11 protein-coding genes and 4 pseudogenes are annotated in these 22,806 nt (G+C 68.0%); 9 read left to right on the plus strand and 6 right to left on the minus strand.

From position 1 onward, the window contains the following. Positions 1-4: 4 nt before the first annotated feature. Positions 5-963, minus strand: a pseudogene (locus IEY79_RS32865) (IS481 family transposase). Between the two features lie 399 nt (positions 964-1,362). Between IEY79_RS32865 and IEY79_RS32870 the strand changes: the two are divergent. The 7 genes from IEY79_RS32870 (at position 1,363) to IEY79_RS32900 (ending at position 9,915) form a co-directional block, all read left to right on the plus strand. After that, positions 1,363-2,277, plus strand: coding sequence for an ABC transporter ATP-binding protein (locus tag IEY79_RS32870; RefSeq protein ID WP_189111306.1), 915 nt, complete (start codon positions 1,363-1,365; stop codon positions 2,275-2,277). A gap of 101 nt (positions 2,278-2,378) precedes the next feature. Continuing rightward, complete coding sequence (locus IEY79_RS32875; RefSeq protein WP_229701338.1) at positions 2,379-3,155, plus strand: ABC-2 transporter permease; 777 nt, start codon at positions 2,379-2,381, stop codon at positions 3,153-3,155. A 48-nt stretch (positions 3,156-3,203) separates the two neighbouring features. Further along, on the plus strand, positions 3,204-3,908 hold the full coding sequence (locus tag IEY79_RS32880) for a response regulator transcription factor (RefSeq protein ID WP_189111307.1): 705 nt from the start codon (positions 3,204-3,206) through the stop codon (positions 3,906-3,908). Positions 3,909-3,940: 32 nt separating this feature from the next. Further along, a complete protein-coding gene (locus tag IEY79_RS32885; RefSeq protein ID WP_189111339.1) occupies positions 3,941-5,422 on the plus strand; it encodes a sensor histidine kinase in 1,482 nt (493 codons plus the stop codon). A 282-nt stretch (positions 5,423-5,704) separates the two neighbouring features. Continuing rightward, positions 5,705-7,957: an MMPL family transporter gene (locus IEY79_RS32890; protein WP_189111308.1), complete on the plus strand. Its 2,253-nt coding sequence runs from the start codon at positions 5,705-5,707 to the stop codon at positions 7,955-7,957. Between the two features lie 106 nt (positions 7,958-8,063). Then, a complete protein-coding gene (locus tag IEY79_RS32895) occupies positions 8,064-9,227 on the plus strand; it encodes a sensor histidine kinase (protein WP_189111309.1) in 1,164 nt (387 codons plus the stop codon). A gap of 16 nt (positions 9,228-9,243) precedes the next feature. Continuing rightward, a complete protein-coding gene (locus IEY79_RS32900; protein ID WP_189111310.1) occupies positions 9,244-9,915 on the plus strand; it encodes a response regulator transcription factor in 672 nt (223 codons plus the stop codon). A 953-nt stretch (positions 9,916-10,868) separates the two neighbouring features. Here IEY79_RS32900 and IEY79_RS37695 read toward each other — a convergent pair. Further along, positions 10,869-11,389: pseudogene (locus tag IEY79_RS37695) on the minus strand (IS5 family transposase); the annotation flags it as partial. A gap of 656 nt (positions 11,390-12,045) precedes the next feature. Here IEY79_RS37695 and IEY79_RS37700 point away from each other — a divergent pair. Both IEY79_RS37700 and IEY79_RS32945 read left to right on the plus strand, forming a co-directional pair. Beyond that, positions 12,046-19,905 carry a polymorphic toxin-type HINT domain-containing protein gene (locus IEY79_RS37700; RefSeq protein WP_308426711.1) on the plus strand — a complete coding sequence of 2,620 codons (7,860 nt, stop codon included), beginning with the start codon at positions 12,046-12,048 and terminating at the stop codon, positions 19,903-19,905. After that, positions 19,905-20,450: a hypothetical protein gene (locus IEY79_RS32945; protein ID WP_189111312.1), complete on the plus strand. Its 546-nt coding sequence runs from the start codon at positions 19,905-19,907 to the stop codon at positions 20,448-20,450. Before IEY79_RS37700 ends, IEY79_RS32945 begins: the two co-directional genes overlap by 1 nt. A 79-nt stretch (positions 20,451-20,529) precedes the next feature. On the opposite strand, the pseudogene IEY79_RS32950 reads toward IEY79_RS32945, so the two are convergent. From IEY79_RS32950 to IEY79_RS32965, 4 genes and pseudogenes are all read right to left on the minus strand, one after another. Further along, positions 20,530-20,790, minus strand: a pseudogene (locus IEY79_RS32950) (tyrosine-type recombinase/integrase); the annotation flags it as partial. A gap of 782 nt (positions 20,791-21,572) precedes the next feature. Beyond that, positions 21,573-22,235: pseudogene (locus IEY79_RS32955) on the minus strand (tyrosine-type recombinase/integrase); the annotation flags it as partial. Beyond that, the gene (locus tag IEY79_RS32960) at positions 22,232-22,417 is read right to left on the minus strand and encodes a helix-turn-helix domain-containing protein (RefSeq protein ID WP_125543060.1); all 186 of its coding nucleotides are present in this window, start codon (positions 22,415-22,417) and stop codon (positions 22,232-22,234) included. The pseudogene IEY79_RS32955 and the gene IEY79_RS32960, both read right to left, overlap by 4 nt. Then, the gene (locus IEY79_RS32965; RefSeq protein WP_189111344.1) at positions 22,410-22,607 is read right to left on the minus strand and encodes a hypothetical protein; all 198 of its coding nucleotides are present in this window, start codon (positions 22,605-22,607) and stop codon (positions 22,410-22,412) included. The genes IEY79_RS32960 and IEY79_RS32965 overlap by 8 nt, the downstream gene beginning before the upstream one ends. Positions 22,608-22,806: the final 199 nt, after the last annotated feature.

A 22,806-nucleotide genomic window follows, 5' to 3' on the forward strand; every position in this document is an offset into this window, starting at 1 on the left:
CGCCCTAGGTGTATTGATTCGTGAGGTTGGGGACGCGGCTGGCGGGTGGTTGGCCCTTGAGTGCGGTGTGTCCGCGGTGGTGATTGTAGGTGTGGAGCCAGTGGGGGTATGCCTCGCGTCGTTCGGTCTCGGTGCGGTAGGGCTTCGCGTAAGCCCATTCGTCGAGGAGGGTTCGGTTGAACCGTTCGACTTTCCCGTTCGTCTGGGGCCTGTAGGGGCGGGTGCGTTTGTGTGAAATGCCCTGCGTGGTAAGGGTGTTGCGCCACAGATACGACTTGCAGCAGGAGCCGTTGTCGGTCAGGACGCGTTCGATGGTGATGATCCCGGCCTGGGCGAAGAAGTCGTGGGCCTGCTGCCGGAAGGCGACGGCGGTTTCCTTCTTCTCGTCGGTGAGGATCTCGCTGTAGGCGAGCCGGGAGTGGTCGTCGACGGCGTTGTGCAGGAAGCTGTAGCCGGCGTTGGCACGGTTCTTGCGGCCCGCCGGGCGCCCGAGGACCTTGTGGCCGCCTCCGTCGGGGATGTTGCCGAGCTTCTTGATGTGTCGACATGCACCAGCTCGCCCGGCGCGCTCCGTTCGTAGCGTCGGATCACCCGGCCGGTGGCCCGGTCCAGGTGCGTGAGGCGGGCCAGGCGGTAGCGGGTCAGGACCCGGTGGACGGTGGCCGGGTTCAGTCCGAGGAGGTAGGCGATGCGGGCCGGTCCCCAGCGGTGCAGGACACGGACCTTGATGATCCTGCGTTCAGTGCGGGCCGGGGTCCGGCGCGCACTGAGGTGCGGGCGTGAGGACCGGTCCGCCATGCCCGCCTCGCCGAGTTCGCGGAAGCGGACGGCCCACCGCTGGGCCGTCGTGGGTGACACCTGGAAGCGTTCGGCGGCCCGGCGCAGGGTCCAGCCCTCGTCCACGACGCAGCGGGCCACACGCAGACGGCCGGTCTCCGTCAGAGGTGCATTACGGTGTGGCATGAGGGCCTTTCGGGTGGTGTAGACGTCGCAATCCACACCGAACCGGAAGGCCCTCACCTGCTCAAGATCCCTCAGTCGAGATCTGCCTCACCCGTCCACAACCTCCCCGGACAGAACACCTAGGCCACCTGCGTTCCATGGCCGGCCAGCGCCGGACTCTTCCTGCTGGGCCTCTGCCCACCGCGCGGGGGTGGCCATCAATGGCTGCCGGCCGGAGGCCAGCATGTGAGTTTCATGTGAGTCAGAGGGCGCCCCGGTGCAGCCTGCCGAGTCTTCCCAGGTCACAGGCTTGGCATTCCCATGTGACGTTCATATTCGTCCAGATCCGGTTCATGGCGGCGGCGGACAGTGAGTGGTGCGCGCGAGGGTCGCGTGCACCACCGCCGGTCTGGAGTCTCGATGATCGAAGTACGTGGCCTGTCAAAACGCTATGGCGAGGTCCTGGCCGTGGACGATCTGACGTTCGCTGTCCGGCCCGGGGAAGTGACGGGGTTCCTGGGGCCGAATGGTGCCGGCAAGTCGACCACCCTGAGGTTGATCGTGGGCCTGGACGCCGCCAGTTCCGGGACTGCGACTGTGGGTGGGCGGCCGTACGTCGCGCAGCCCACGCCGCTGAAGGCGGTCGGGGCGCTACTGGATCCGGGCGCGGTGCTGCCCAGCCGCACCGCCTATCACCATCTGCTGGCGCTGGCGGCCGGCAATGGGATCCCGAGCAGCCGGGTCAAGGCGGTGCTGGCGGAAGTCGGCTTGGAGAACGTGAGCCGCCGACGTGCGGGGACGTTCTCCCTCGGCATGCGTCAGCGGCTGGGTATCGCGGCGGCTCTGTTGGGTGATCCTCCGGTGCTGGTCTTTGACGAGCCGCTCAACGGGCTGGACCCGGAGGGCATCGTGTGGATCCGCTCGCTGATGCGGAGGATGGCGGCGGAAGGACGCGCGGTTTTGATGTCGAGCCATCTGATGAGCGAGATGGAGCTGACTGCCGACCACCTCATCGTCATCGGCAGGGGACGGCTGATCGCCGACACCTCGATGAAGGACTTCATCGAGGCTTACTCCGAGCGTGAGGTCTTTGTCCGCAGTCCCCAGGCCGAGGAACTGCGCGGCATGCTCAGTGCAGCCGTTGAGGTGCGGACTGAGAGCAGCGACGCTCTGGTGGTGACGGGCTTGGAGGCCGCCGGGATCGGCGCGCTGGCGTCGGCCAACGGAGTGGAGCTGCATGAGCTTGCTCCGCGCCAGGTGTCGCTGGAAAGGGCGTTCATGGACCTGACCCGGGATGCGGTGGAGTACCAGTCGGAGAAGGAGACGAGCCGATGACACGTTCGACCACGCAAAACTTTGTCAGGGCGACGAAAGCCCGCCGACGCCCGCTCGTGCTCCGTCTTCAGCCGCAACCGCGTCGTGCGAGGGATGGAAGGGTGACCTTCTGGCACTGCCTGCACGCCGAGTGGATCAAGATCCGCACGATGCGGTCGACGTTGTACGTGATCCTGGGCACCCTGGCGTTCTGCCTCGGACTCGCCGCGCTGAACGGTTCGTCCGCCGGCAGCGAGTTCGCGGACCTGAGCCCCGCGGACCAGGCGTCGTTCGACCCGCTGGCCACCAGTTTGCGCGGTTACCTGCTCGCGCAGATCGCGCTCGGTCTCCTGGGCGGTCTGGTCATCACTTCTGAGTACGGCGCGCGAACGATCGTCCCCACTCTGATCGGGGTTCCTCACCGGGCGCGGGTGCTGGCATCCAAGGCTGTGGTGCTGGTGGGCGTGGCGCTCCCGGTCGGGATCGCGGTGTCGCTGGCCGGGTTTCTGGTTGGGCAGACGTCGCTGTCCAGGGCGGGCGCTCCGAACCTCGCGCTCTCCGACGGCGTGGCGCTGCGCGGCATCTTTGGTGGTGGCTTGTACTTGGCACTGGCCGGGCTCTTCGGACTGGCTCTGGGCACGGTGATCCGCTCCACGACGGCAACGGTGACCACGCTGTTCGGGGTGATGCTGATTGTTCAGGCATTCGCCCCGGCCCTGCCCGGAGAACTGGGCGACTGGGTGTCGAAGTACTGGCCGCCGATCGCAGGTGGGCAGATCATTACCAGCCATCAGGACCCCGACTTGCTGAGTCCCTGGGCAGGGGTGGGTGTCATGGTGGGGTCCGTGGCGGTTCTGATGGTGGTGGCATTCATTGTCTTCGGCAAGCGTGACGCGTAGCGGGGCGGGACAGTGAAGACAGAAGATCATCAGTCGGGGACAGGTGCCATGGCGACGACACAACGACTGCTGCTGGTCGAGGACGAGCCCACGCTGTGTGAGCTGCTGTCCGCCAGCTTGCGGCTGGCCGGCTTCGAGGTGACTCCGGCCCAGACGGGCGGCCAAGCCCTGGAAGCGGTCCGCGACAACCGACCCGACCTGATCGTCCTGGATGTGATGCTGCCCGACCTTGACGGCTTCGAGGTGGCACGTCGTCTGCGTGAGGACCCCTCCGGCCTGGGAATCGGGCAGCCGCCGATCCTCTTTCTGACCGCCCGGGACGCGGCGGAGGACCGTATCAGCGGTCTCCGGGCAGGCGGGGACGACTACGTCACCAAGCCCTTCAACCTCGAGGAACTCATCCTGCGCATCCAGGCGGTGCTGCGCCGAACCAGCGGCCGTCGGCCCGATGGGCTCCTGGTGGTGGACGACCTGGAGCTCGATCCCGACAGCCACCAGGTGACCCGCAGCGGCCGGCCGGTGCAACTGTCTCCGACCGAGTTCAGTCTGCTGCGGGTGCTGATGGAAAACGCCGGCCAGGTCCTGTCCAGGCATCAGCTTCTGGACCAGGTCTGGCACTACGACTTCGACGGTGACGACTCCATCGTCGCCTCCTACATCAGCTACCTGCGCCGCAAGATCGACATCACAGAACCGAAGCTGATCCACACGGTGCGGGGGACGGGCTACGTTCTGCGCAGGTCCCGCGCGTGAGTACCGCCTCCACGCGCGGGCCGATCAGCCGGATGTCGCTGCGCGGGCGGGTCGTGGCCATCACTCTGTTGCTGGTCGTCACCGCCCTGCTGGCCAGCAACGCCGTACTCGTCACCCTGCTGGAGCGGCAACTGGTGCACCAACTGGAAGAGCGGCTGCGCGCCGCTTCCGCGACGGCGGCGCGGCTGTCGAACCTGGAAGACGTGCCCGGTGAGACGGCACCGGAGCTGCGCGAGGCAGTGGAGCGCGACCTGACGGGCGACGTCTACGTCGTCTACCTCGATTCCGAGGGGCAACTGCGGCGTACGCTGCGTCCGGCTACGCACAGCGCCCCACGTCTTCCCGACCTGGACGCAGCGGCGGTCGCCGTCCGCGAACAGCGCCCCTTCCAGGTGGCGGCCAAGGGCGACGGCGAAGAGTGGCGTGTCATCGCTACTCCTTTGGCCCCGGGTCAGGACGTCGACGCGGGCAAGGGCGGCAGCGTCGTCGTGGCCGGTTCCCTGGCTCCGGTCCATACGACGATCCGGCACCTGGGCGTGTGGATGCTGGTGATCGATGCGGTGGTGCTCATCGGGTTGGGCGTCGTCGCCTGGTTCGCGGTGCGGGCCGGCTTGCGGCCCCTGCGGCGCATGGAGAAGACGGCAGCCGCCATCGCGGGCGGGGACCTGTCCAGCCGGGTGCCGCAGCCGGCCACCATGCGCACAGAACTGGGCCGGTTGTCCGCCGCCCTCAACGGCATGCTGGACCGCATCGAAGCCGGCGACGCCGCCCGCGCGGCCACCAACGCGCGCATGCGTACCTTCATCGCGGACGCCAGTCACGAATTGCGCACCCCGCTGTTCGGGATCAAGGGCTTCACCGAGCTGTACCGGATGGGCGGCATGCCCCAGCGTGCGGACGTCGATGCTGCCATGAGCCGTATCGAACGTGAAGCAGCCCGCCTGGTCCGCATCGTCGAGGAACTGCTGCTGCTCGCCCGGCTCGACGAAGACGCCAGCGCTGATGCGCATCTGCCCCTTCGCCTGACTCCCATGGACCTGCGCACCCTGGCCGCCGACGCCCTGCACGACCTGCGGGCCATGGCACCCGACCGTCCCGTCACCCTGACCGGGCCGGGCGGCGGCCCGCCCGGTGGCGCCCCGGTTCTGGGCGACGAGTCACGCCTGCGGCAGGTCACCTCCAACCTCGTCGGCAACGCCATCGCCCACACCCCGCCCGGCACGCCGGTACGCATCGGCGTAGGCACTCTGCAGGACCAGGCCATCCTCGAACTCAGCGATGAGGGAGCAGGGATGACAGCCGAACAGGTCACCCAGGTCTTCGACCGCTTCTACCGTGCCGACACCGCCCGCGGCCGCACACAGACCGGCGGTGCCGGACTTGGTCTGTCCATCGTCCGCTCCCTGGTGACCGCTCACCAAGGCCGTGTTGAGGTGTGCTCTCAGCCTGGGGAAGGCGCCACGTTCCGCGTCCTGCTGCCGTTGCATTCCGACAGCCTCGTCGGCAATTCCTGAGAATCGCCCGAGCCCGTCGGTCCGCTGTTGCGGACAGCGGGCGGTTACCGACACACCGAACGCCTCAACAGAGCCGATGGCGTGCTCCGCCAAATGTGCCGCCGTCCTGTTCGCGCGGCTTCCCGCCGTTCGTCGCAGGAGGACTACCGGCGGGATATGACACCCCCGCCGAGCCCTACTTGTTTTTGAGTACGGGGATCGTCGATACGGCCGACGACACGAATGCGGGCGCCCCGGCAGGGTGAATGACGTTCCCGATATTCAGATATGGAGATGTCTTTCATGGCGACTTTCTTGCATCGGGTGGGCCGCTGGTCCTTCCGAAGGCGCCGCACCGTGGTGCTGGCCTGGGTGGCAGTACTGGCTGCTGTATTCCTCGGGGCTTCCAGCGCATCCGAGGCATCGGAGGACTCGTCCTCCCTGCCCGGCATCGAGTCCCAGCAGGCATTCGACCTGATCAATGAGCGGTTCCCGGGCGCCGAAGCGGACGGTGCGGAGGCCCGCATCGTGTTTGTCGCGGAACACGGCCAGCAGGTCACCTCCGCCGCCGGCCGGTCGGCCATCGGTGAACTCGTCACGGCGGTGGCCGACGGGCCGCAGGTCGCCGACGCGGCCAGCCCTTTCGACACGAACGCGGTCAGCAAGGACAAGTCGACCGCGTACGCCACCGTCACCTACAAGGTCGCCGGTGACGATCTCACCGACGCCAGCAAGACGGACCTGACCAAGGCAGTCGAGCAGGCCCGGGACGCGGGCCTGACCGTCGAGGTCGGCGGCTCCGCGCTGGAGACCGAAGCAGCGCAGGGCTTGGGTGAAGTACTCGGCGTTCTCGTCGCCGCAGTGGTTCTGCTGATCACCTTCGGCTCACTCGCCGCCGCCGGTCTCCCCCTGCTCACCGCCATCCTCGGCGTCAGCATCAGCCTGGCCGGAATCACCGCTTTGAGCAGTGCCTTCGGATTCTCCTCGACGGTCGGTGAACTGGCGATGATGCTCGGCCTCGCCGTGGGCATCGACTACTCCCTGTTCGTGGTCTCGCGCTACCGGGAGGAGCGGGCCAAGGGACACCAGCCGCAGGAGGCGGCGGCCCTGGCCGTGGGCACGGCCGGAAGCGCGGTCGTCTTCGCCGGACTCACCGTCGTCATCGCTTTGCTGGGTCTCTCCGTCATCGGAGTCCCGATGCTCAGCAAGATGGGTATCGGCTCGGCAGGCACCGTCATGGTCGGAGTCCTGATCGCCCTGACCGCAGTGCCGGCACTCCTGGGCTTCTGGCCGAATGCAGTGCTCTCGCGCCGTGACCGCAAGGGCGGACGTCGCTCCCGCACCAAGATCCTCAGCCTCGTCGGCAGGACCAGGACGGCCGGCACCTCCACGAAGCTCCCCCGCGGGGTTCGCTGGGCGCAGTTCGTGGTGCGCCGCCCGCTGCCCGTCCTGCTCCTGTCGGTGATCGGCCTCGGGGCGCTCGCGGTGCCGTCGCTGGACCTGCGGATGGGCATGCCTGGCGATGAGGCCAAGTCGACCGCGACCACCGAGCGCCGCGCCTACGACGCGCTCGCCGAGGGCTTCGGCCCGGGCTACAACGGCCCGCTGACCGTGGTGGTCGACGTCAAGGAGGCCAAGGACCCGCAGGCGGCCGTGACAGCGGTCTCCAACAAGCTCACCGGCACCAGGGGAGTCGTCTCCGTCTCCCCGGCACGGTTCAACGAGGCCAAAGACACAGCGGTGATCGCCGCTGTCCCCTCAACCGCACCCACCAGCCGGCAGACGCAGGACCTGGTGCACACCATCCGCAGCGAGCGCGGTGCGGTGGAGTCCTCCACCGGCGCCGACTTCAAGGTCACCGGCACCACCGCCCTGAACATCGACGTGGGCCAGAAGATGCAGGACGCCCTCATTCCCTACCTCGCGGTCGTCGTCGGTCTCGCCTTCCTCCTCCTGGCCCTGGTCTTCCGTTCGATCCTGGTGCCGCTCAAGGCCGCACTAGGCTTCCTGCTGTCCGTCGGCGCGGCCCTCGGCGCGATCGTCACGGTCTTCCAACAGGGCCACGGAGCCGGCATCTTCGGCGTCGACGAAACCGGCCCGATCATGAGCACCATGCCCATCTTCCTGGTGGGTATCGTCTTCGGCCTCGCCATGGACTATCAGGTCTTCCTCGTCTCCCGGATCCGGGAGGCGCACATCCACGGAGAAGGACCCGGCCAGGCCATCGTCACCGGGTTCCGGCACAGCGCCCAGGTCGTGGGGGCAGCAGCGCTGATCATGATGGCGGTGTTCGGCGGGTTCATGACGGGCGGCGAATCCCTGGTCAAGATGGTCGGCTTCGGACTGGCCAGTGCCGTCTTCTTCGACGCCTTCGTCGTCCGTATGGCCTTCGTGCCCGCGGTCCTGGCGCTCCTCGGCAAGCGGGCATGGTGGCTGCCGCGCTGGCTGGACCGGCTGATGCCCCGCGTCGACGTCGAGGGCGAAGCACTCACCCAGCAGGTCTCCGCGCCGAATGATCTGCCCGCCGACGATCCACGGGCCTCCGTGACGGTCTGACGCACGTGCCGACCGGGCCGCTCCACCCCAGTCTCAGAGCGGCCCGGACCGGCCTCCACATTGCCCACTTCCTCAGCCCGCGGTCACGGTACGGCTCGGAGAAACCATGGTCACCCGCCTGCGACGTCACGTCGATCGCCATCCCCGCCCGGTCGAAGCGGCCTTCCTCCTGTTGATCTACGCGGCCACCAGTAACCAGTACCGCCGGGCCGGCGACGACACCCTGTGGTGGCCGGGCTTCGTCCTCGCGGCAGTCACCTGTACGAGCCTGCTGGCGCGCCGCCGACGCCCCGGCACCGTTGTCGTCCTCACCACCCTCGGCACCGCGGTCGCAGGTGCCCAGGGCAGCACCTTCGGACCCCTCCTGCTGCTCCCGGTCATCGTCGCCCTGTACGAACTGACTCTCCAGGTCTCCCAGCAAGCCATCCGTATCCACGGTCTCCTGGTTGCTGTCATCCTCGTGCCCACTGCCCTGCGCTGGGATGCGGAGGACGAGCCCTGGGCGAACGAGGCGGTGAGCCTGGCCTTCTGGATCCTGCTGCCCATCCTGCATGGATTGGCCGTGCGAGCTCGCCGCGCGTACATGGACACCGTCCGCACACGCGCCGAGGACGCCGAGCGCACCCGCCATGAGGAAGCACAACGCCGCGTCACCGAAGAACGCGTCCGTATCGCCCGGGAACTGCACGATGTGGTGGCCCACCACATGGCCCTCGCCAACGCCCAGGCCAGCACAGCCGCCCACCTGTTTTCCACTCGTCCCGCGCAGACCGGTCGCATCCTCACCGAACTCACCGGCACGACGACGGCAGCGCTGCGCGAACTCGAGGCAACCGTGGGCCTGTTGCGCCAGCCTGAGACCGCCGAGGAATCACTGAACCCCGCACCTGGACTTGACCGGCTTCCTGACCTGGTCGCCGCCTTCGCCGCCGCTGCACTGCACATCACGATCGCTGTCGAAGGCCCCGTGAAGGCTCTGTCGGCAGGGGTGGACCTGACCGCCTTCCGGATAGTGCAGGAAGCGCTCACCAACGTTGCCAAACACGCCGCGGTGAACATGGCACATGTCCACCTCGTCCACGGCCAGGGACAGTTGACGATCACCGTGAGCAACGACAGAAGTCCGATCACGCCCCCGCAGGCACCCGGCGGAGGCTTCGGTCTCATCAGCATGCGAGAACGCGCTCAGTCCGTCGGGGGCACCTTTCGTGCCGGGCACTGCCCGGGAGGCGGCTTCGCCGTCACGGCCGAACTTCCCATCAGCGCCTGATCAGAGAGTAAGTTCCATGACGATCCGCGTATTGATTGCCGACGACCAGGCCCTGCTGCGAGCGACCTTCCGGGTGCTGATCGACTCCTGTGACGATATGGAGGTCGTCGCCGAGGCCGCCGACGGACAGCAGGCCATTACGCTGGCCGGCCTCCACCGCCCGGACGTCGTTCTGATGGACATCCGAATGCCCGGCACCGACGGACTGGCCGCGACCGCCGCCATCTGCGACCAGAGCGGGCTGCAGGACACACGCGTCCTCATCCTCACCACGTTCCAGACCGACGAGCACGTCGCCCAAGCCCTGCACCTGGGTGCCAGCGGCTTCCTCGGCAAGAGCACCACTGCCGACGCCTTCCTCGACGGCATCCGCACGGTCGCGTCCGGTGACGCCTTGCTGTCACCCGTGGCAACCCGCTCACTGATCACCCGCTTCCTCGCCCTACCCGTGCCCAGCTCCGTCGCCCCTGCCCCCGAGCGATTCAGCAGCCTTACTCCGCGAGAGCGCGAAGTGCTGGCCGTGGTCGCGGAGGGCAAATCCAACGACGAGATCGCCGACGCACTCTTCCTCAGCCCCCTGACCGTCCGCACCCACGTCCAGCGGGCCAAAACCAAGACGGGCGCCCGCGATCGTGCACAGCTCGTCGCCTTCGCCTACCAGTTCGGCCTGATGCAACCGCCGCGGTGACAGACGAGGCGACCGGTGCCTTTCACCGACCCCCGGGGACGCTGCCTCGCAGGCCCAGGCGTGCCCTGTCTCTGACCGAATCAAGCCCACTTTTCGCCCTCGGTGACTCCTACACTTCCAGTCCACGCATACCGGCTCAGAGCGGCAAGCCAGCTGGCTGTGACCGCTCCGACCACAACTACCCGGCGCTGCTCTCCGCCCTTTCCAGCCGAACCCGACTCGTCACCCTCGGCATCGGAGGCGATGACATCGGCTTCAGCAGCATGCTTACCCGCTGCCTCACCATGGAACGGCGTACAAGCTCATCACTCGTAATAAAGACGTCCCGGTCGACGCTCCCTGTCGAGAGCGCTACGTCAAGGACGGCATCGACAGTACGCGGCAGCGGACGACAGCGCTGAGAACAGCAGTACTGTCCGACCTGACGCAAGAGATCAGGCGGCGTGCGCCAGGGCGCACCTCTACATCGTCGGCTACTCCCCGATCCTGCCGCCCGGCGGCACCGGTACACCCCAACGCTCGCGGACAACGCGGAGTAACGCAAATCATCCTGCGCGCCATGAGGGCCCTTCAACGGGCCGGGGACCTTGTAACGCACATCGCTTTGATCGGGGGTTCGACGAGACCGGTTCGTTCCTGCGCTCTACGCATACGGTTCCTCAATTCCCAAAAATTTTCAGCGTGCCAATTCGAATATTCTCTATCTGGTTCAGCCACGAGGCTGTTTGGGCGTGTGGTGGACGGTGAATCGTGGGCGCGCGGCCAGCCAGGCTCGGGTTGCCTTCGAGACGTGGGACGACCCATTGCCGAGGACCAAGTCGATGGCCAGGGGGCCGGGCCGATGCCGCGATCCAGCAGGCGCAGGAAGACGCCGACAGACACAGAATCTACTGGCAGGCTCCTGCCCTGCCTGCGGCATCCACTCAGCGCGCCCGCGACCACGACCTGGGCTCGCGAATGGCGCGGGAGGAGTACGCCTTGTCGGCCAGAACCGTGTCCGGTCGGGTGCGGGGCCGCCCGCGTGGGCGGGGGACGCGGAGTTGGGCCATGACGTCGGTGCGGGTGCGTCGCCGGCCTTCCCGGGGGTGAGAGCGAAGGCCAGGGGCCGGCAGCGGGCGTCGGACGCGAGATGGATCTTTGTGGTCAGGCCGCCGCAGGAGCGGCCGATGGCATGGTCGTGCGGCTCGCCGGGCGGGCCCCTTTTTAGCGGGCCCCGGCCGCGTGCTGATGTGCGCGCACGATGGTGGAGTCCACCGAGACTGCCCAATTCAGGGCCTCATCGGCGTCGGCCTGCGCTGTCAGCGCGGTGAAGACGGGCTCCCCAGGTGCCGTCGACGGCCCACATCCGCAGCTGGTTGTAGACCCCCCGCCAGTTGCCGTACTTCTCCGGCAGGTGCACCCACTGCGATCCGGTCCGGAATTTCCACGCGATCGCGTCGATCACCTCACGGTGACCCCTCCACCGGCCACCCCGCCGGGGTGTCCGGTCCGGTTAACACGGCTCGATCGCGTCCACTGCGCGTCGGTCAACGGCACATCCGGACCAACGATCGGATGATCCAAACGAAACGGCCTAGCTGTCGAACTGTCGTACGAGCCCCGCGTCCCCAACCTCACGAGTCAGTCCACCTAGGTAGTCATTTGAAGTGGTGGAGCCAAGCGAAACTCCGCTCTACTACCCAATGAGCCTTGCCCAGGCCGGAGCCGGGGCCCGTTCCGGGAGCTGCTGGTCGGGCCGACATGTGCGACCGCCCGGCCCATCAGCCGGGCAACAGTCCGCCGCAGAGACGCTGTCGCGGTCACCGGCGGGATCCGGTCAAGTCCAGGTTTCCGGCTGGCCGTTCGTGAGCCGGGGGACGGGCCGCCCTTCGCTGCGGGGTCGACCGTGCGGGGGCTGCCGTTCCGGCGTGTGAACCGCCGGCGACGGTGGAACAGGATCCGGTTGCCTTCCGCTCTGCCACTCAGGCCAGTTGGCAAGATCTTGATCTTTTTCCTCGCCACGGTGACTGTTTGTGTGTAAGTTGTGACCGCTTGCATGGGGAGTGTGGGCGTCATGAGTCCTTAGTGACTCATGAGGGGGTTTTGGGGAGGGGCGCGGTGCGCATGCACGGCGAACGCTTTGGGATACGTATGTCCGCGCGCCGACGGTCTCTGACGGTCGGTCTGCTCGCGCTGGCCCTGTCGGCGGGTCTGGTGTCGGCCGAGGCGGCGCCACCCGCCCCGACGCCGGGAACTTCCTCCCCATCGGCGGATGTTTCCCCTCCGCAGCCGAAGCTGGCCGGCGCCCCCGTGGGCCCGGTGGCACCGGCGAGTGCGAAAGCCGCCGAACCGACCACGAAAAACGCCGTGTACGCGTACGACGCGACCTCACGCCTGGTCGGTGTGACGGACCCGGCGGGGGAGACCGCCCGTTACCGGTACGACGCGGCGGGCAACCGCCTGGGCGTCGACCGGTTCCCGTCCACCGACCTCTCGGTCCTCTCCCTTGTCCCCGTGAAGGCCGCGGCCGGCGCGACCGTGACGCTCTCCGGAACCGGCTTCTCGACCACTCCCGCCTCGAACGCGGTGTCGTTCGCGGGCAAAGCCGCGGAGGTCGTCTCCGCATCGGCGACACGCCTGACGGTGAAGGTCCCGGTAGCCGCCGGGAACGGCAAGGTGTCGGTGACCACCGGCGGCACGACGGCCCAGTCACCGGAAGCGTTCGCGCTCGCCGGGCCCGCCCCGGCCGTCACCAAGGTGGAGCCCACGACCGGCCTCGTGGGCACGAAGGTGGTCCTGACCGGATCGGGCTTCGCCCCGGCGCAGACGGACAACGTGGTGCGGTTCACCGGCGGCACCGTGGCCGAGATCGACACACGGTCCGACAGCGCCCTGACCGTGACGGTCCCGGCAGGCGCGGCGACCGGACCCATAGAGGTCGCCACCCCCGACGGCATCGTCACATCCGCCTCCAGCTTCCGCGTGGAATCGGGCGCGGGCGAGGGAGAGATCGAGACGTCCGAGGAGACGACGGTGGGGGACGAGACCCCGCCGACGGTGTCGGTCACCACTCCCGGCAACCGGGCACAGGTGGTCTTCGACGCGGAGGCCGGCGACGACATCAACGTCGGATTCACCGAGTCGACGTTCAACTCGACTGTCACGGTCAGGTTCCTGGACCCGCAGGGCACACGCCTGGAGACCGCCGCCTACAACGGCCCGGCGGGCGACTGGGAGATGAAGGACGTCCCCGTCAGCGGCCAGTACACGGTGCTTCTGGACCCGGGCCCCGGCAACATCGGCTCCGTGAAGGTGACCGTATCGGCACCGCGAACATCGGTGCTGAGCCTGACCGGAGCGGGTACCGACGCGCAGTTCACCCGACCCGGACAGGACCACCTCCTCACCTTCCCCGCAGTGCTCGGGGACTCGCTGAGCCTGGGTATCGACGCGACCGGGCTGGCCAAGGCCACCTACGCACGCCTGTACGGCCCGGACGGAGCGGAGATCGACAAGGTCTACGTGACGGGCACGCGGATCGCCGGCCTGGACCTGGACATGCTGCCCCAGTCCGGCACCTACACCCTTCAACTCGACCCGGACACCGCGGCCCTGGGCACCGTCAAGGTGACCGGCTCCCGCTACGCCGACGCCGGCACGCTCGACCCGACCGGCCCGGCGGTCAACGTCTCCCTCACCCGGCCGGGCCAGCAGGGGCGCGCGCAGTTCGCCGGGACGGCGGGCCAGCGGGTGTCCCTCGGCGCCACGGCCACCGGTTTCGGCTCGTCGACCCGGGTCGAGATCCACCGTCCCGGCGGCGGGCTGGTGGACTACTTCCTCGTCCCCGACGGCGACGCCGGAGAGTGGGACAGCGAGCCTCTGCCCACGACCGGCACCTACACGATCTTCGTGCGGCCGAGCAGCGCCCTGGGGACCGGCGAGCTGGCGCTGACAATGTCGCGTCCGGTGGCCGTACCCGCGCTGTCGACCACGGCGGGCACCACCACCGCCACGGTCGGCCGGATCGGCCAGAACGCCGAATCGTCCTTCCAAGGTCAGGCCGGGGCCGCGCTGTCGCTCGGCGTGACCGGCAACACCTTCGGGCAGTACGTCGATCTGACGGTCCTCGCGCCGTCCGGCGCCGAGGTGGTCGACGGACTCAACGTGGCGGCCGGCGCATCGGCGACAGTCCCGCTGCCCGCACTGCCGGAGACCGGCACCTACCGCGTCGTCCTGGACCCGAACAAGGGCGCGGCCGGATCGGCCGGCCTCACGCTCTCCACCGACGCCCCGGCCGCCCTCACCGTTGACACGGCCGGACTCACGGCCACAGCGGCCCGTGCGGGACAGCGGATACGCGCCAAGTTCACCGCACCCGCCACGACCTCCCTCGGCCTGGGCATCACCGCGAACACCATCGCCGAATCCACCGAGGTCAGGCTCATCGGCCCCGACGGCGGGGCGGGCACGGTCGTCGGCCGCGCCGGGAGCAAGGCGGCCGAGGCGTTCTACCTGACGGGCCTCACAGCAGGAGCGTCGTACTCGCTGGTCTTCGAGCCGGCCGAGGCCGCGACCGGAGGCATGACGCTCTGGCTGTCCAAGCCCGTCAAGGCGGGCACCTTCACGACATCGGCACCCGCGCTCACCGGCGAGATCACCCGCCCCGGCCAGCAACTCGAGTTCACGCTCACCGCCACCGGCGCGGCCTACGGCGCGGCCGTCACCTTCGGCAACACCACCCTCAGCACCACCTCACAGATGGTCCACCGGACGCCGAACGGGACAGAGACAGCGCTGGGCTCGCTCACCAAGTCGGCGGGCGAGGGAGACCTGCTAGCGCCGCTGGCCACCGGCGCCCACCTGCTGTTCGTACGCCCCAACGCCCCGGCCACCGGAAAGACCACCGGCACGCTGATACCGGACGCCGACGGCGGAGCCCTCACCACCACCGGCACACGCAAGCCCGTCACCCTCGCCACCGCCGGCCAGAACGGCCACTTCACGTTCACCGGCACCCAGGGCCAGAAACTCACCCTGGGGCTCAACACCCCGCCCGCCGCCTGGGCGTTGTCGGTCCACGGCCCGGACGGCAAGTGGCTGGTCGACGGGCGCTCGATGAGCGCGACCGCCGTCACCTACGCCCTCCCGACGCTCCCGGCCACCGGCACCTACACGATGTCGGTCGACCCGAACACCCTCAAGACCGGCACCTACACCCTCGGACTGACCGCCGCCGCAGCCCTCGCCCGAACAGACAACCCCGGCGCGTCGGCGGACAAACCGAAGACCAGCACCGACGACACCACGCCCCCCGCCGCCCGCATCACCCCGACCGGCCCGGACGCCTGGCAGCCGGACAAAGGAAACCTCGCCGGCCACGACTGGCTGACCCGCCGCGGCGACACACCCAAGAGCCCGGCCGCACTCCGCGCCCCGCCCAGGACGACCGCGCTGACCGGCCGCATCCTCAAGCTGGACGGCAAGCCGCTGGCCAAAGTCACGGTCTCGGTGGGCAAGAAGACAGCGAAGACGGATGCCCGCGGCCGGTTCCTGCTGACAGGCATCGCGGACACCTCCACCACCCTGGTGGTCGACGGCGCGAGCGCGAACAACTCCAAGCGTAGTTACGGCCGTTACGACATCCGCATCACACCCGAGGCAGGCCGGACGGCCGATCTCGGGTTCCCGGTGTGGATGACACCGCTGGACACGAAGAACACGGTGAAGTTCGCCGCGCCGGCGAAGGCCGACGTCGTCCTGAAGACCCCCAAGATCCCGGGTCTCGAAGTCCGTATTCCCAAGGGCTCGGTAGTCCGTGACGAGAAGGGGAAGCCGGTCACGGAGCTGGGGATCACGGCGATCCCGATCGACCGGCCGCCGTTCCCGCTGCCCGAGAACGGCATCGTGCCGGTGTACTTCACCGTGCAGCCGGGCGGCACCTACGTCTTCCCCGAGGGCGCGCAGATCGTCTACCCGAACTACACCCGTGAAGCCCCGGGCACGCGGGTCAAGTTCCTCGACTACGACCCGAAGAAGAAGGGCTGGTACGTCTACGGCACCGGTGAGGTGTCGGCCGACGGCCGCCAGGTCGTACCGGACAAAAAGACCCGTGTCTGGGCCTTCCACGGCGCCATGTTCAACGTCGCCGACCTGATCCCGTGGGAAGACACCTGGATCGAAGACGTCATCGACTGGCTCTCCGGCGACCCGGTCGAACTCTCCACGGGCCTGCTCACCGACTCCCGCACAGACCTCGCGGTCGCCGGATCGAACGCGTCGGCCGACGTCACCCGCACCTACTGGCAGGGCGACAAGGAGAAGCGGGCGTTCGGCATCGGCCGCGACCTGTCCTACAACGCCTTCCTGCACTCCAAGAAACAGTGGCAGGAAGTCGACCTCTACCTCCCGGGCGGCAGCAAGACCCACTTCACCCGCACCTCACCGGGGACCAGCTGGACGGACGCGGAGTTCGAACCGCTCGACACCTCATCCGACTTCCAGGGCTCAAAGATCACCTGGAAGGGATACAAAGGCGGCTGGGACCTCACCTTCCGCGACGGCACAGTATGGGTCTTCCCGCAGTACGCCGCGCTCAAGGAAATCCGCGACCGGCACGGCAACACCATCAAGCTGACGCGCCGGGACGGCAAGAAGGGCGAGATCACCCGCATCGCCACGTCCGACGGCCGTTGGATCTCACTCACCTACGACACCCAGCACCGCGTCGACACGGCGAAAGACAACACCGGCCGCACCACTTCGTACACATATGACACCGCGGGCCGTCTGGAGACAGTGAAGGACCCGGCGGGCAAGATCAGCCGGTACGAGTACGACGGCACGTCCAACCGGATCAAGTCGGCGACCGACGCCCGCGGCGTCACGTACATGCAGAACGAGTTCTACGCCGACGGGCGGGTGAAGAAGCAGACCCTCACCGAGGGCGCCGAGTACTCGTTCGCGTACACGCAGACCGGCGCCGGGAAGATCACGTCGGCGAACGTGACGCAGCCGGGCGGATCGGTGCGGCGGGTGGAGTTCGACACCGACGGCTACGGCGTCAAGGACACCGAGGCGTACGGAAACGCTCTCGCCCGCACCACCCAATACCACCGGGGTGCCAAGCACCGGATCGACGCGGTCACCGACCCGTACAACCGGCGTACGGAGCTGACGTACGACGCGAACGGCTACGTGACCCGCACGACGGAGCTGGCGGGCACGGCGCAGGCGCGCCAGTCGGGCACAGCCGTCTACAACGGACCTTACGACCAACCCACCTCGGTCACCGACCCGTTGAACAACGAGACGACCCTCGACTACGACGAGACGGGCAACCTGCGAACGGTCACCGACCCGGAGAACCGGAAGACGACCCTCACCTACGCCCAGGACGGCCAGGTCAGAACCGTCACCGACGCATCGGACGCGGTGACGGAGTACACCTACCGGCACGGCGAGCTGGTTTCCGTGAAGGACGCGGAGGGCCGCACCGGCGCCCAGTTCCTGGACGCGGCGGGCCGCCCGACCGTGGTGACGGACGAGGCGGGCTCGGTCACCACACTCACGTACGACGAGCTGAACCAGACCCGGAAGATCACCGACCCGCTCGGCCAGTCGACATCCCTGGACTTCGACGAGAACGGCAACCTCAAGAAGCTGACCGACGCCCGCCTCAACAGCACCACGTGGGCGTACGACGACGCGGACCGCACGGAGTCGGTGACGGACCCGCTCGGCGCCCAGGCGCTGTTCGGGTACGACGCGGCGGGCCGGCTGACGAAGGCGACGAACCGCTCGGGCCTGGCCGCGACGGCCGAGTACGACCTCCTGGACAGGGCGAAGAACACCAAGTACGGCGTGAACGCGGCCGGCGTGGCCGAGTCCACGGCCACGTACGCGTACGACGCGGTGGACCTGCCGAAGACGATCACGGACACGCAGGCAGGCGACCAGAGCTTCCACTACGACGCCTACGACCGGCTGAAGACGCTCACCGGCCCGACGGGCACGGTCGGCTACGACTACGACGCGGCGGACCGCCGCAAGGAGATGACGGCCGCCGGGACCACCACCACTTACGGCTACGACACCTCCAGCATCCTCACCTCCGTCACCTCGGGCGGTCAGGAAGTGCGGTTCGGCCTGGACGCGGTGGGCCGGGAGAAGACGGCGAACCTGCCGGGCGGCATCACCCGCACCACCACCCTCGACAAGACCGGCGTGGTCTCCGGAATCGACTACGCGCGAGGCACCACGGATGTCGGCGACTTGACGTACACCCGGGACCCCCGGGGCCTCCAGACGGGCCTGACGGGCAGCCTGGCGTCGGTCGCCCTTCCGGCGGCCGAGACGGGGGCGGTGTTCGGCAAGGACAACCGGGTCACATCCCTGGGCGGCCGCTCGTTCACGTACGACGCGGACGGCCAGCTCAAGTCCGACGGCAAACGCACGTACACCTGGAACGCCCGCGGCCAGTTGTCCGGGGTCACGCCCACCGGCGGCGGATCCACCGGCCTCTTCGGCTACGACCCACTGGGCACCCGCAGCTCGAAGAAGCTCGACGACGCGACCCAGAAGTACCTGACCGACGGCTCCAACCCGCTGGTGGAGCAGGACGGTTCGGGTGCGTCGAAGGCGACGGTCGCCACCTCCGGCCTGGACCAGTACCTGACCCGCACGGAGAACGGCAAGACGCAGGTCTACCTGACCGACGCGCTGGGCAGCGTGGTCGGCCTCGCGGACGCGGACGGCACCGTCGCCACCAGCTACACCTACGACCCCTACGGCCAGCCGACCTCGTCCGGGGCGGCCTCCACCAACCCGTACACGTTCACGGGCCGCGAGTCGGACGGCACGGGCCTGCTCTACTACCGCAACCGCTACTACGACCCCGAGTCCGGCCGCTTCATCTCCCAGGACCCGATCGGCTACGCCGGCGGCACCAACCTCTACCAGTACGCCCTCAGCTCCCCAACCACCTACACCGACCCCACCGGCAACTCCCCGCTCCTGGCCGGCTGCGTGATCGGCGGCCTCGGCGAGGCAGGCCTGGACTGGCTGGACCAGCGCCTCTCTGGCCGCAAGGTCAACTGGGGCCAGGTCGGAACCTCAGCGGCGCTGGGCTGCGCCGGCGGCATGCTGAGCAAGGTCAAGTGGATCTCCCGCGGGAACTCCTGCCTGACTGTCCCCAAGAACAGCTTCACCGCGGACACCCCGGTCCTCCTCGCGGACGGCACCCGCAAACCGATCAAGGACATCCAGATCGGCGACCAGGTCCTCGCCACCGACCCGGAGACCGGCGAATCGGGCTCCCGCCCGGTCACGGCGCTCATCAAGGGCACCGGCGATAAACAACTGGTCGACATAACCCTCGATACAGGCAAAACCAGCACCCTCACCGCCACCGACGGCCACCCCTTCTGGGTCCCCGCCCTCGGCCGCTGGATCGAAGCCGACGAACTCACCACCGGCCAATGGCTCCAGACCAGCACCGGCACCTGGACCCAGATCACCGCCATCACCCACCACACCAAGCCAACGACCGTCTACAACCTCACCGTCGACGACATCCACACGTACTATGTACTCGCGGGAAATACGCCGGTGCTCGTGCATAACAGCGGTCCGGGCTGTGAGGTGTTTCCCAATTCAATGCCAGGAACTCTCGACAGGGAGCTCGCCCTGGCGGACAGGCTGGGCGTTTCGCCCTCTGGTGTTGGATCTGCTGGCTTTGATTCCGCAGTCAGTTCCGGGACGGTTAAATGGGCGGTTCGGGAGGACGGAAGCCTCGTGGTCATGCCGAAGTTCGTCAATGGGCAAGAGATTTCACACTCGGCTCTCACCCGAGGGGCCCCGGTACGAGCGGCTGGTGAGGCCGATGTTGCTGGCTCATCAGGAGACGGGTTCTTTGGTTTGGATATCAACAACCACAGTGGTCACTTCCTGCCGTCGAGTGAGAGTCTGCAAATCGGTAGAGATGCATTTGCTGCGGCGGGAGTTCATTTCTGATGAACAGGCTCGACAATCTGGCTTCGCTCGACCTGCGGTCTCTTTCTGAGATCCTGGCCTCACGCGCTCCCGCAGTCCCTGAACTGGGTCGCGGTGAGTGGCTTGGTGTTCTTGAGCTGATGACGATGCGCCTGACTGACGAGTGCGGCTCCTTGTCTGTGGAGTCCTGGGTTACCTGTTCGTTGGCGCACGAATACGCTCTCGAAGCTGCGATGGTCTCGGGCTCTATCGATCAGCGTGAGAGCGTGATTCGACGCCTGCATCTCTCTGTGGCTCTCCTGCAACAGGTTCCACCGAATGCTGAAGTTGGCATTCTGAATCCGAGTCATCTACTCGACCTTCTATTTCAAGAGCTTCCGATGTCAGCCGAAGAAGCCCGGGATCTATCTGTCGATTGGCGTGCTCTCGATATTGGGCAAATTCGACTTCTGCGGGCTGTCAAGAATCTAATTTCGCCTGCTCTGGGTCTCGTGAGAGTGGTACCCAGAGAAGAGGGCAACGGGCGGTTGAGAGCATGGGAAGAAGTATTTCCTTCACTCCCGTGAGCAGATAACCTAGAAGCCCCGCCATAACGAATTCGGGCGAGGCTTCTTGGGGTCTTGACGGCAGTAGTTGACGGCAACGTCAGCGGACCGGCGCCGCGCAGAGCGGTGGTTCGTTGCCGTCGTCGGGCTTGCGGAGGGCGTTGCCGAGGAGGTCGATGGCGTCGCCTTGGAGGCGGAGGCGGAGGCGGAGGCGGACGTGGGCGTACACCGTGGCGGTGACGCCGATGTGGGCATGCCCCAACAGCTCCTTGATCACGACGAGTTCGACGCCTTGCTCCAGGAGGAGGGTCGCCGCCGAGTGGCGGAGGTCATGAAACCGGATGCGGCGAAGCCTGGCGCGACCGGCTCAACGAAGGCAGAAGCCGACGCTGAACCACCCGCACCCGGCGGAACAGCGGGGCACACAGCTCGGGGCTGTTCAGAGGTTTCTTTACTTGATCAGGGCGACGCGCTGGCGCGGCCCGCGCGCGCCCGGCCCCACGGGCCGCCGCCCCGCTTGCCGCCGACCCCGCCGGTCCGGGCGCGCACCAACCCACACAGCGAACCCTTTCCCGGGGCTCCGCCCCAGACCCCGGCCCTCCCTCTGAGGGACAGGAGGCGGTGTGTCGGGTGCGGTTTCGTCGTGGCGCGGGAGGGGGTCTCTCGTCGCCCGGTCACCGGAGGCGTACCAGGAACCCCCGGGGGCCGCCAAGGCCGAGCGCAAGCGTCACGATGTGAGCCTTGGCGGCCCCCGGAGAACCTTGGTACGGCGAAGATGCCCGACCAACGAGGGTCCCCTCCCACTCAGGCCCGGAATCTGCCGGAATCTGCCGGAGGCTGACTCCGGGCGGCCAACTGTGAGGGCGCTCAGGACGCCAGCAGTTCGGCGACTTCGGGCATGTCGCGGTAGGCATGTAGCCGATCGAGCACGATTTCGTGCGTTCCGCCGTGCGCTCGCTGCCACTTTGCCCGAGGGCGAGCATCTGGCCCGCTGTTCCCGCCGCAGCCTCGGGTTCGTTGGAGTCGGCGTAGGCCACCGCCATCTAGGAAAGGTACAGTGCCAACTCCCGGGCGTGGCTGGCGTTGTATCGTCCGAGCACGTCTGTCAGCAGCGGCACGGCCCGCAGCGGGCGCCGCAGTTCGGTGTAGACGCGGGTCTCCATGACCTGCAATTCCCCGGCGTCCATCCAGGGGCTGGAAGCGTCTGGGGCGGGGCGAGGCCGTCTTGACGTTCCGGGCGACGTTGCGCGGGAGTTCGCCCTCGCGGACGGCGTGTTCCAGGGCGGACTTGAGGACTGAGTGGACGTACGTCACGGTCAGCGGGGACAGCCGCTTGTCGCAGCACTCGTCGACGGCACAGCACTGGCGCTTGGCTGCATCCAGCTCCTGCGCGCAGCACTGGCAGGTGGCGCGGAGCCGGTCGAGGAAGGTGCGGACGTCCTTGGCAGTGAGCCGGGAGAGCTTCTTGGTGCCGAGGCCGGGCTTGAGGTAGAGGCGGATGCAGGTGGCGTAGCGGGTGTGGGTGTTCTCGCGGAGCCGGTGGACGGCGACGGTGCCGAGCCAGTAGGTGAGGTAGTCGCCGACGGTGCTGTCGGCGGTGGCGACGGGCAGTCCGCGGTTGCTGTCTGCGATCTTTTCGGCGAGTTTGTCGGCGGCTTCTCTCCGGGTGCTGCCGTATACGCGGACGCGTTTACGGTTGCTGTCGGCGGCGAGGACGTAGCCGGCGGCTTCCCAACGGCCGTCCTTGCGCGGGTAGATGGTGCCCTCCCCGTTGGCGCGGGCCTTCTGGCGCTTGGGCACGGTCATCTCGCGGCCTCTTCCAGGTGGCGCTGGACGTAGTCAGCGAGGGCGTGGGCGGGGATGCGGCGGGCGCGGCCGATGGTCAGCGAAGCCAGGCGACGGGTGCGCAGGAGGTCATAGAGGGCGGAGCGGCCGATCTTGAGACGGGCCATTGCCTCGGGGACGGTGAGCAGTTCGTCGTCACGCACGAGCTGTCACCACCTGGTCGCGCATCGGGCCGCCGCCGATGAGTGCGGCGAGGCGTTCGAGGTCGGGGGTGAGGCCGGTGCCGTCGTAGGCCCAGTGGGCGAGGACGAGGGTGGTCGGGGGCGTGGCAGCGCGGACCGTGTCGGCGAGCACGGCGATGGTCGAGGTCGTCGGGCTTCCCGCTGCAGTCATCGAGGGCTTGGGCGGGGATGCTGGTGGGCACGGGTGGTGATCAGGGAGGACCGGCGCCGGCTGCGCAGAAGGTGGTAGAGGGCGAGCGGCTGATCTTGTGGTGTGTCCTTGCTCGGGGGCGGTGAGGAGTCGGCGTTCGGTCTGGCTGTCGCCGCCTATTTGAGTGATAGAACGAGGACGCCGGTGCGTGTGTACTTGC

Origin of the sequence: Streptomyces camponoticapitis, from assembly GCF_014646115.1 — a bacterium.
GTDB lineage: Bacteria > Actinomycetota > Actinomycetes > Streptomycetales > Streptomycetaceae > Streptomyces > Streptomyces camponoticapitis.

Excerpts from the sequence above, each read along its gene's own strand:
- IEY79_RS32870 (WP_189111306.1), top strand. The coding sequence starts at position 1,363 with ATGATCGAAGTACGTGGCCTGTCAAAACGCTATGGCGAGGTCCTGGCC.
- IEY79_RS32880 (WP_189111307.1), top strand. The coding sequence starts at position 3,204 with ATGGCGACGACACAACGACTGCTGCTGGTCGAGGACGAGCCCACGCTG.
- IEY79_RS32885 (WP_189111339.1), top strand. The coding sequence starts at position 3,941 with ATGTCGCTGCGCGGGCGGGTCGTGGCCATCACTCTGTTGCTGGTCGTC.
- IEY79_RS32890 (WP_189111308.1), top strand. The coding sequence starts at position 5,705 with ATGGCGACTTTCTTGCATCGGGTGGGCCGCTGGTCCTTCCGAAGGCGC.
- IEY79_RS32895 (WP_189111309.1), top strand. The coding sequence starts at position 8,064 with ATGGTCACCCGCCTGCGACGTCACGTCGATCGCCATCCCCGCCCGGTC.
- IEY79_RS32900 (WP_189111310.1), top strand. The coding sequence starts at position 9,244 with ATGACGATCCGCGTATTGATTGCCGACGACCAGGCCCTGCTGCGAGCG.
- IEY79_RS37700 (WP_308426711.1), top strand. The coding sequence starts at position 12,046 with ATGTCCGCGCGCCGACGGTCTCTGACGGTCGGTCTGCTCGCGCTGGCC.
- IEY79_RS32945 (WP_189111312.1), top strand. The coding sequence starts at position 19,905 with ATGAACAGGCTCGACAATCTGGCTTCGCTCGACCTGCGGTCTCTTTCT.
- IEY79_RS32965 (WP_189111344.1), bottom strand. The coding sequence starts at position 22,607 with ATGACTGCAGCGGGAAGCCCGACGACCTCGACCATCGCCGTGCTCGCC.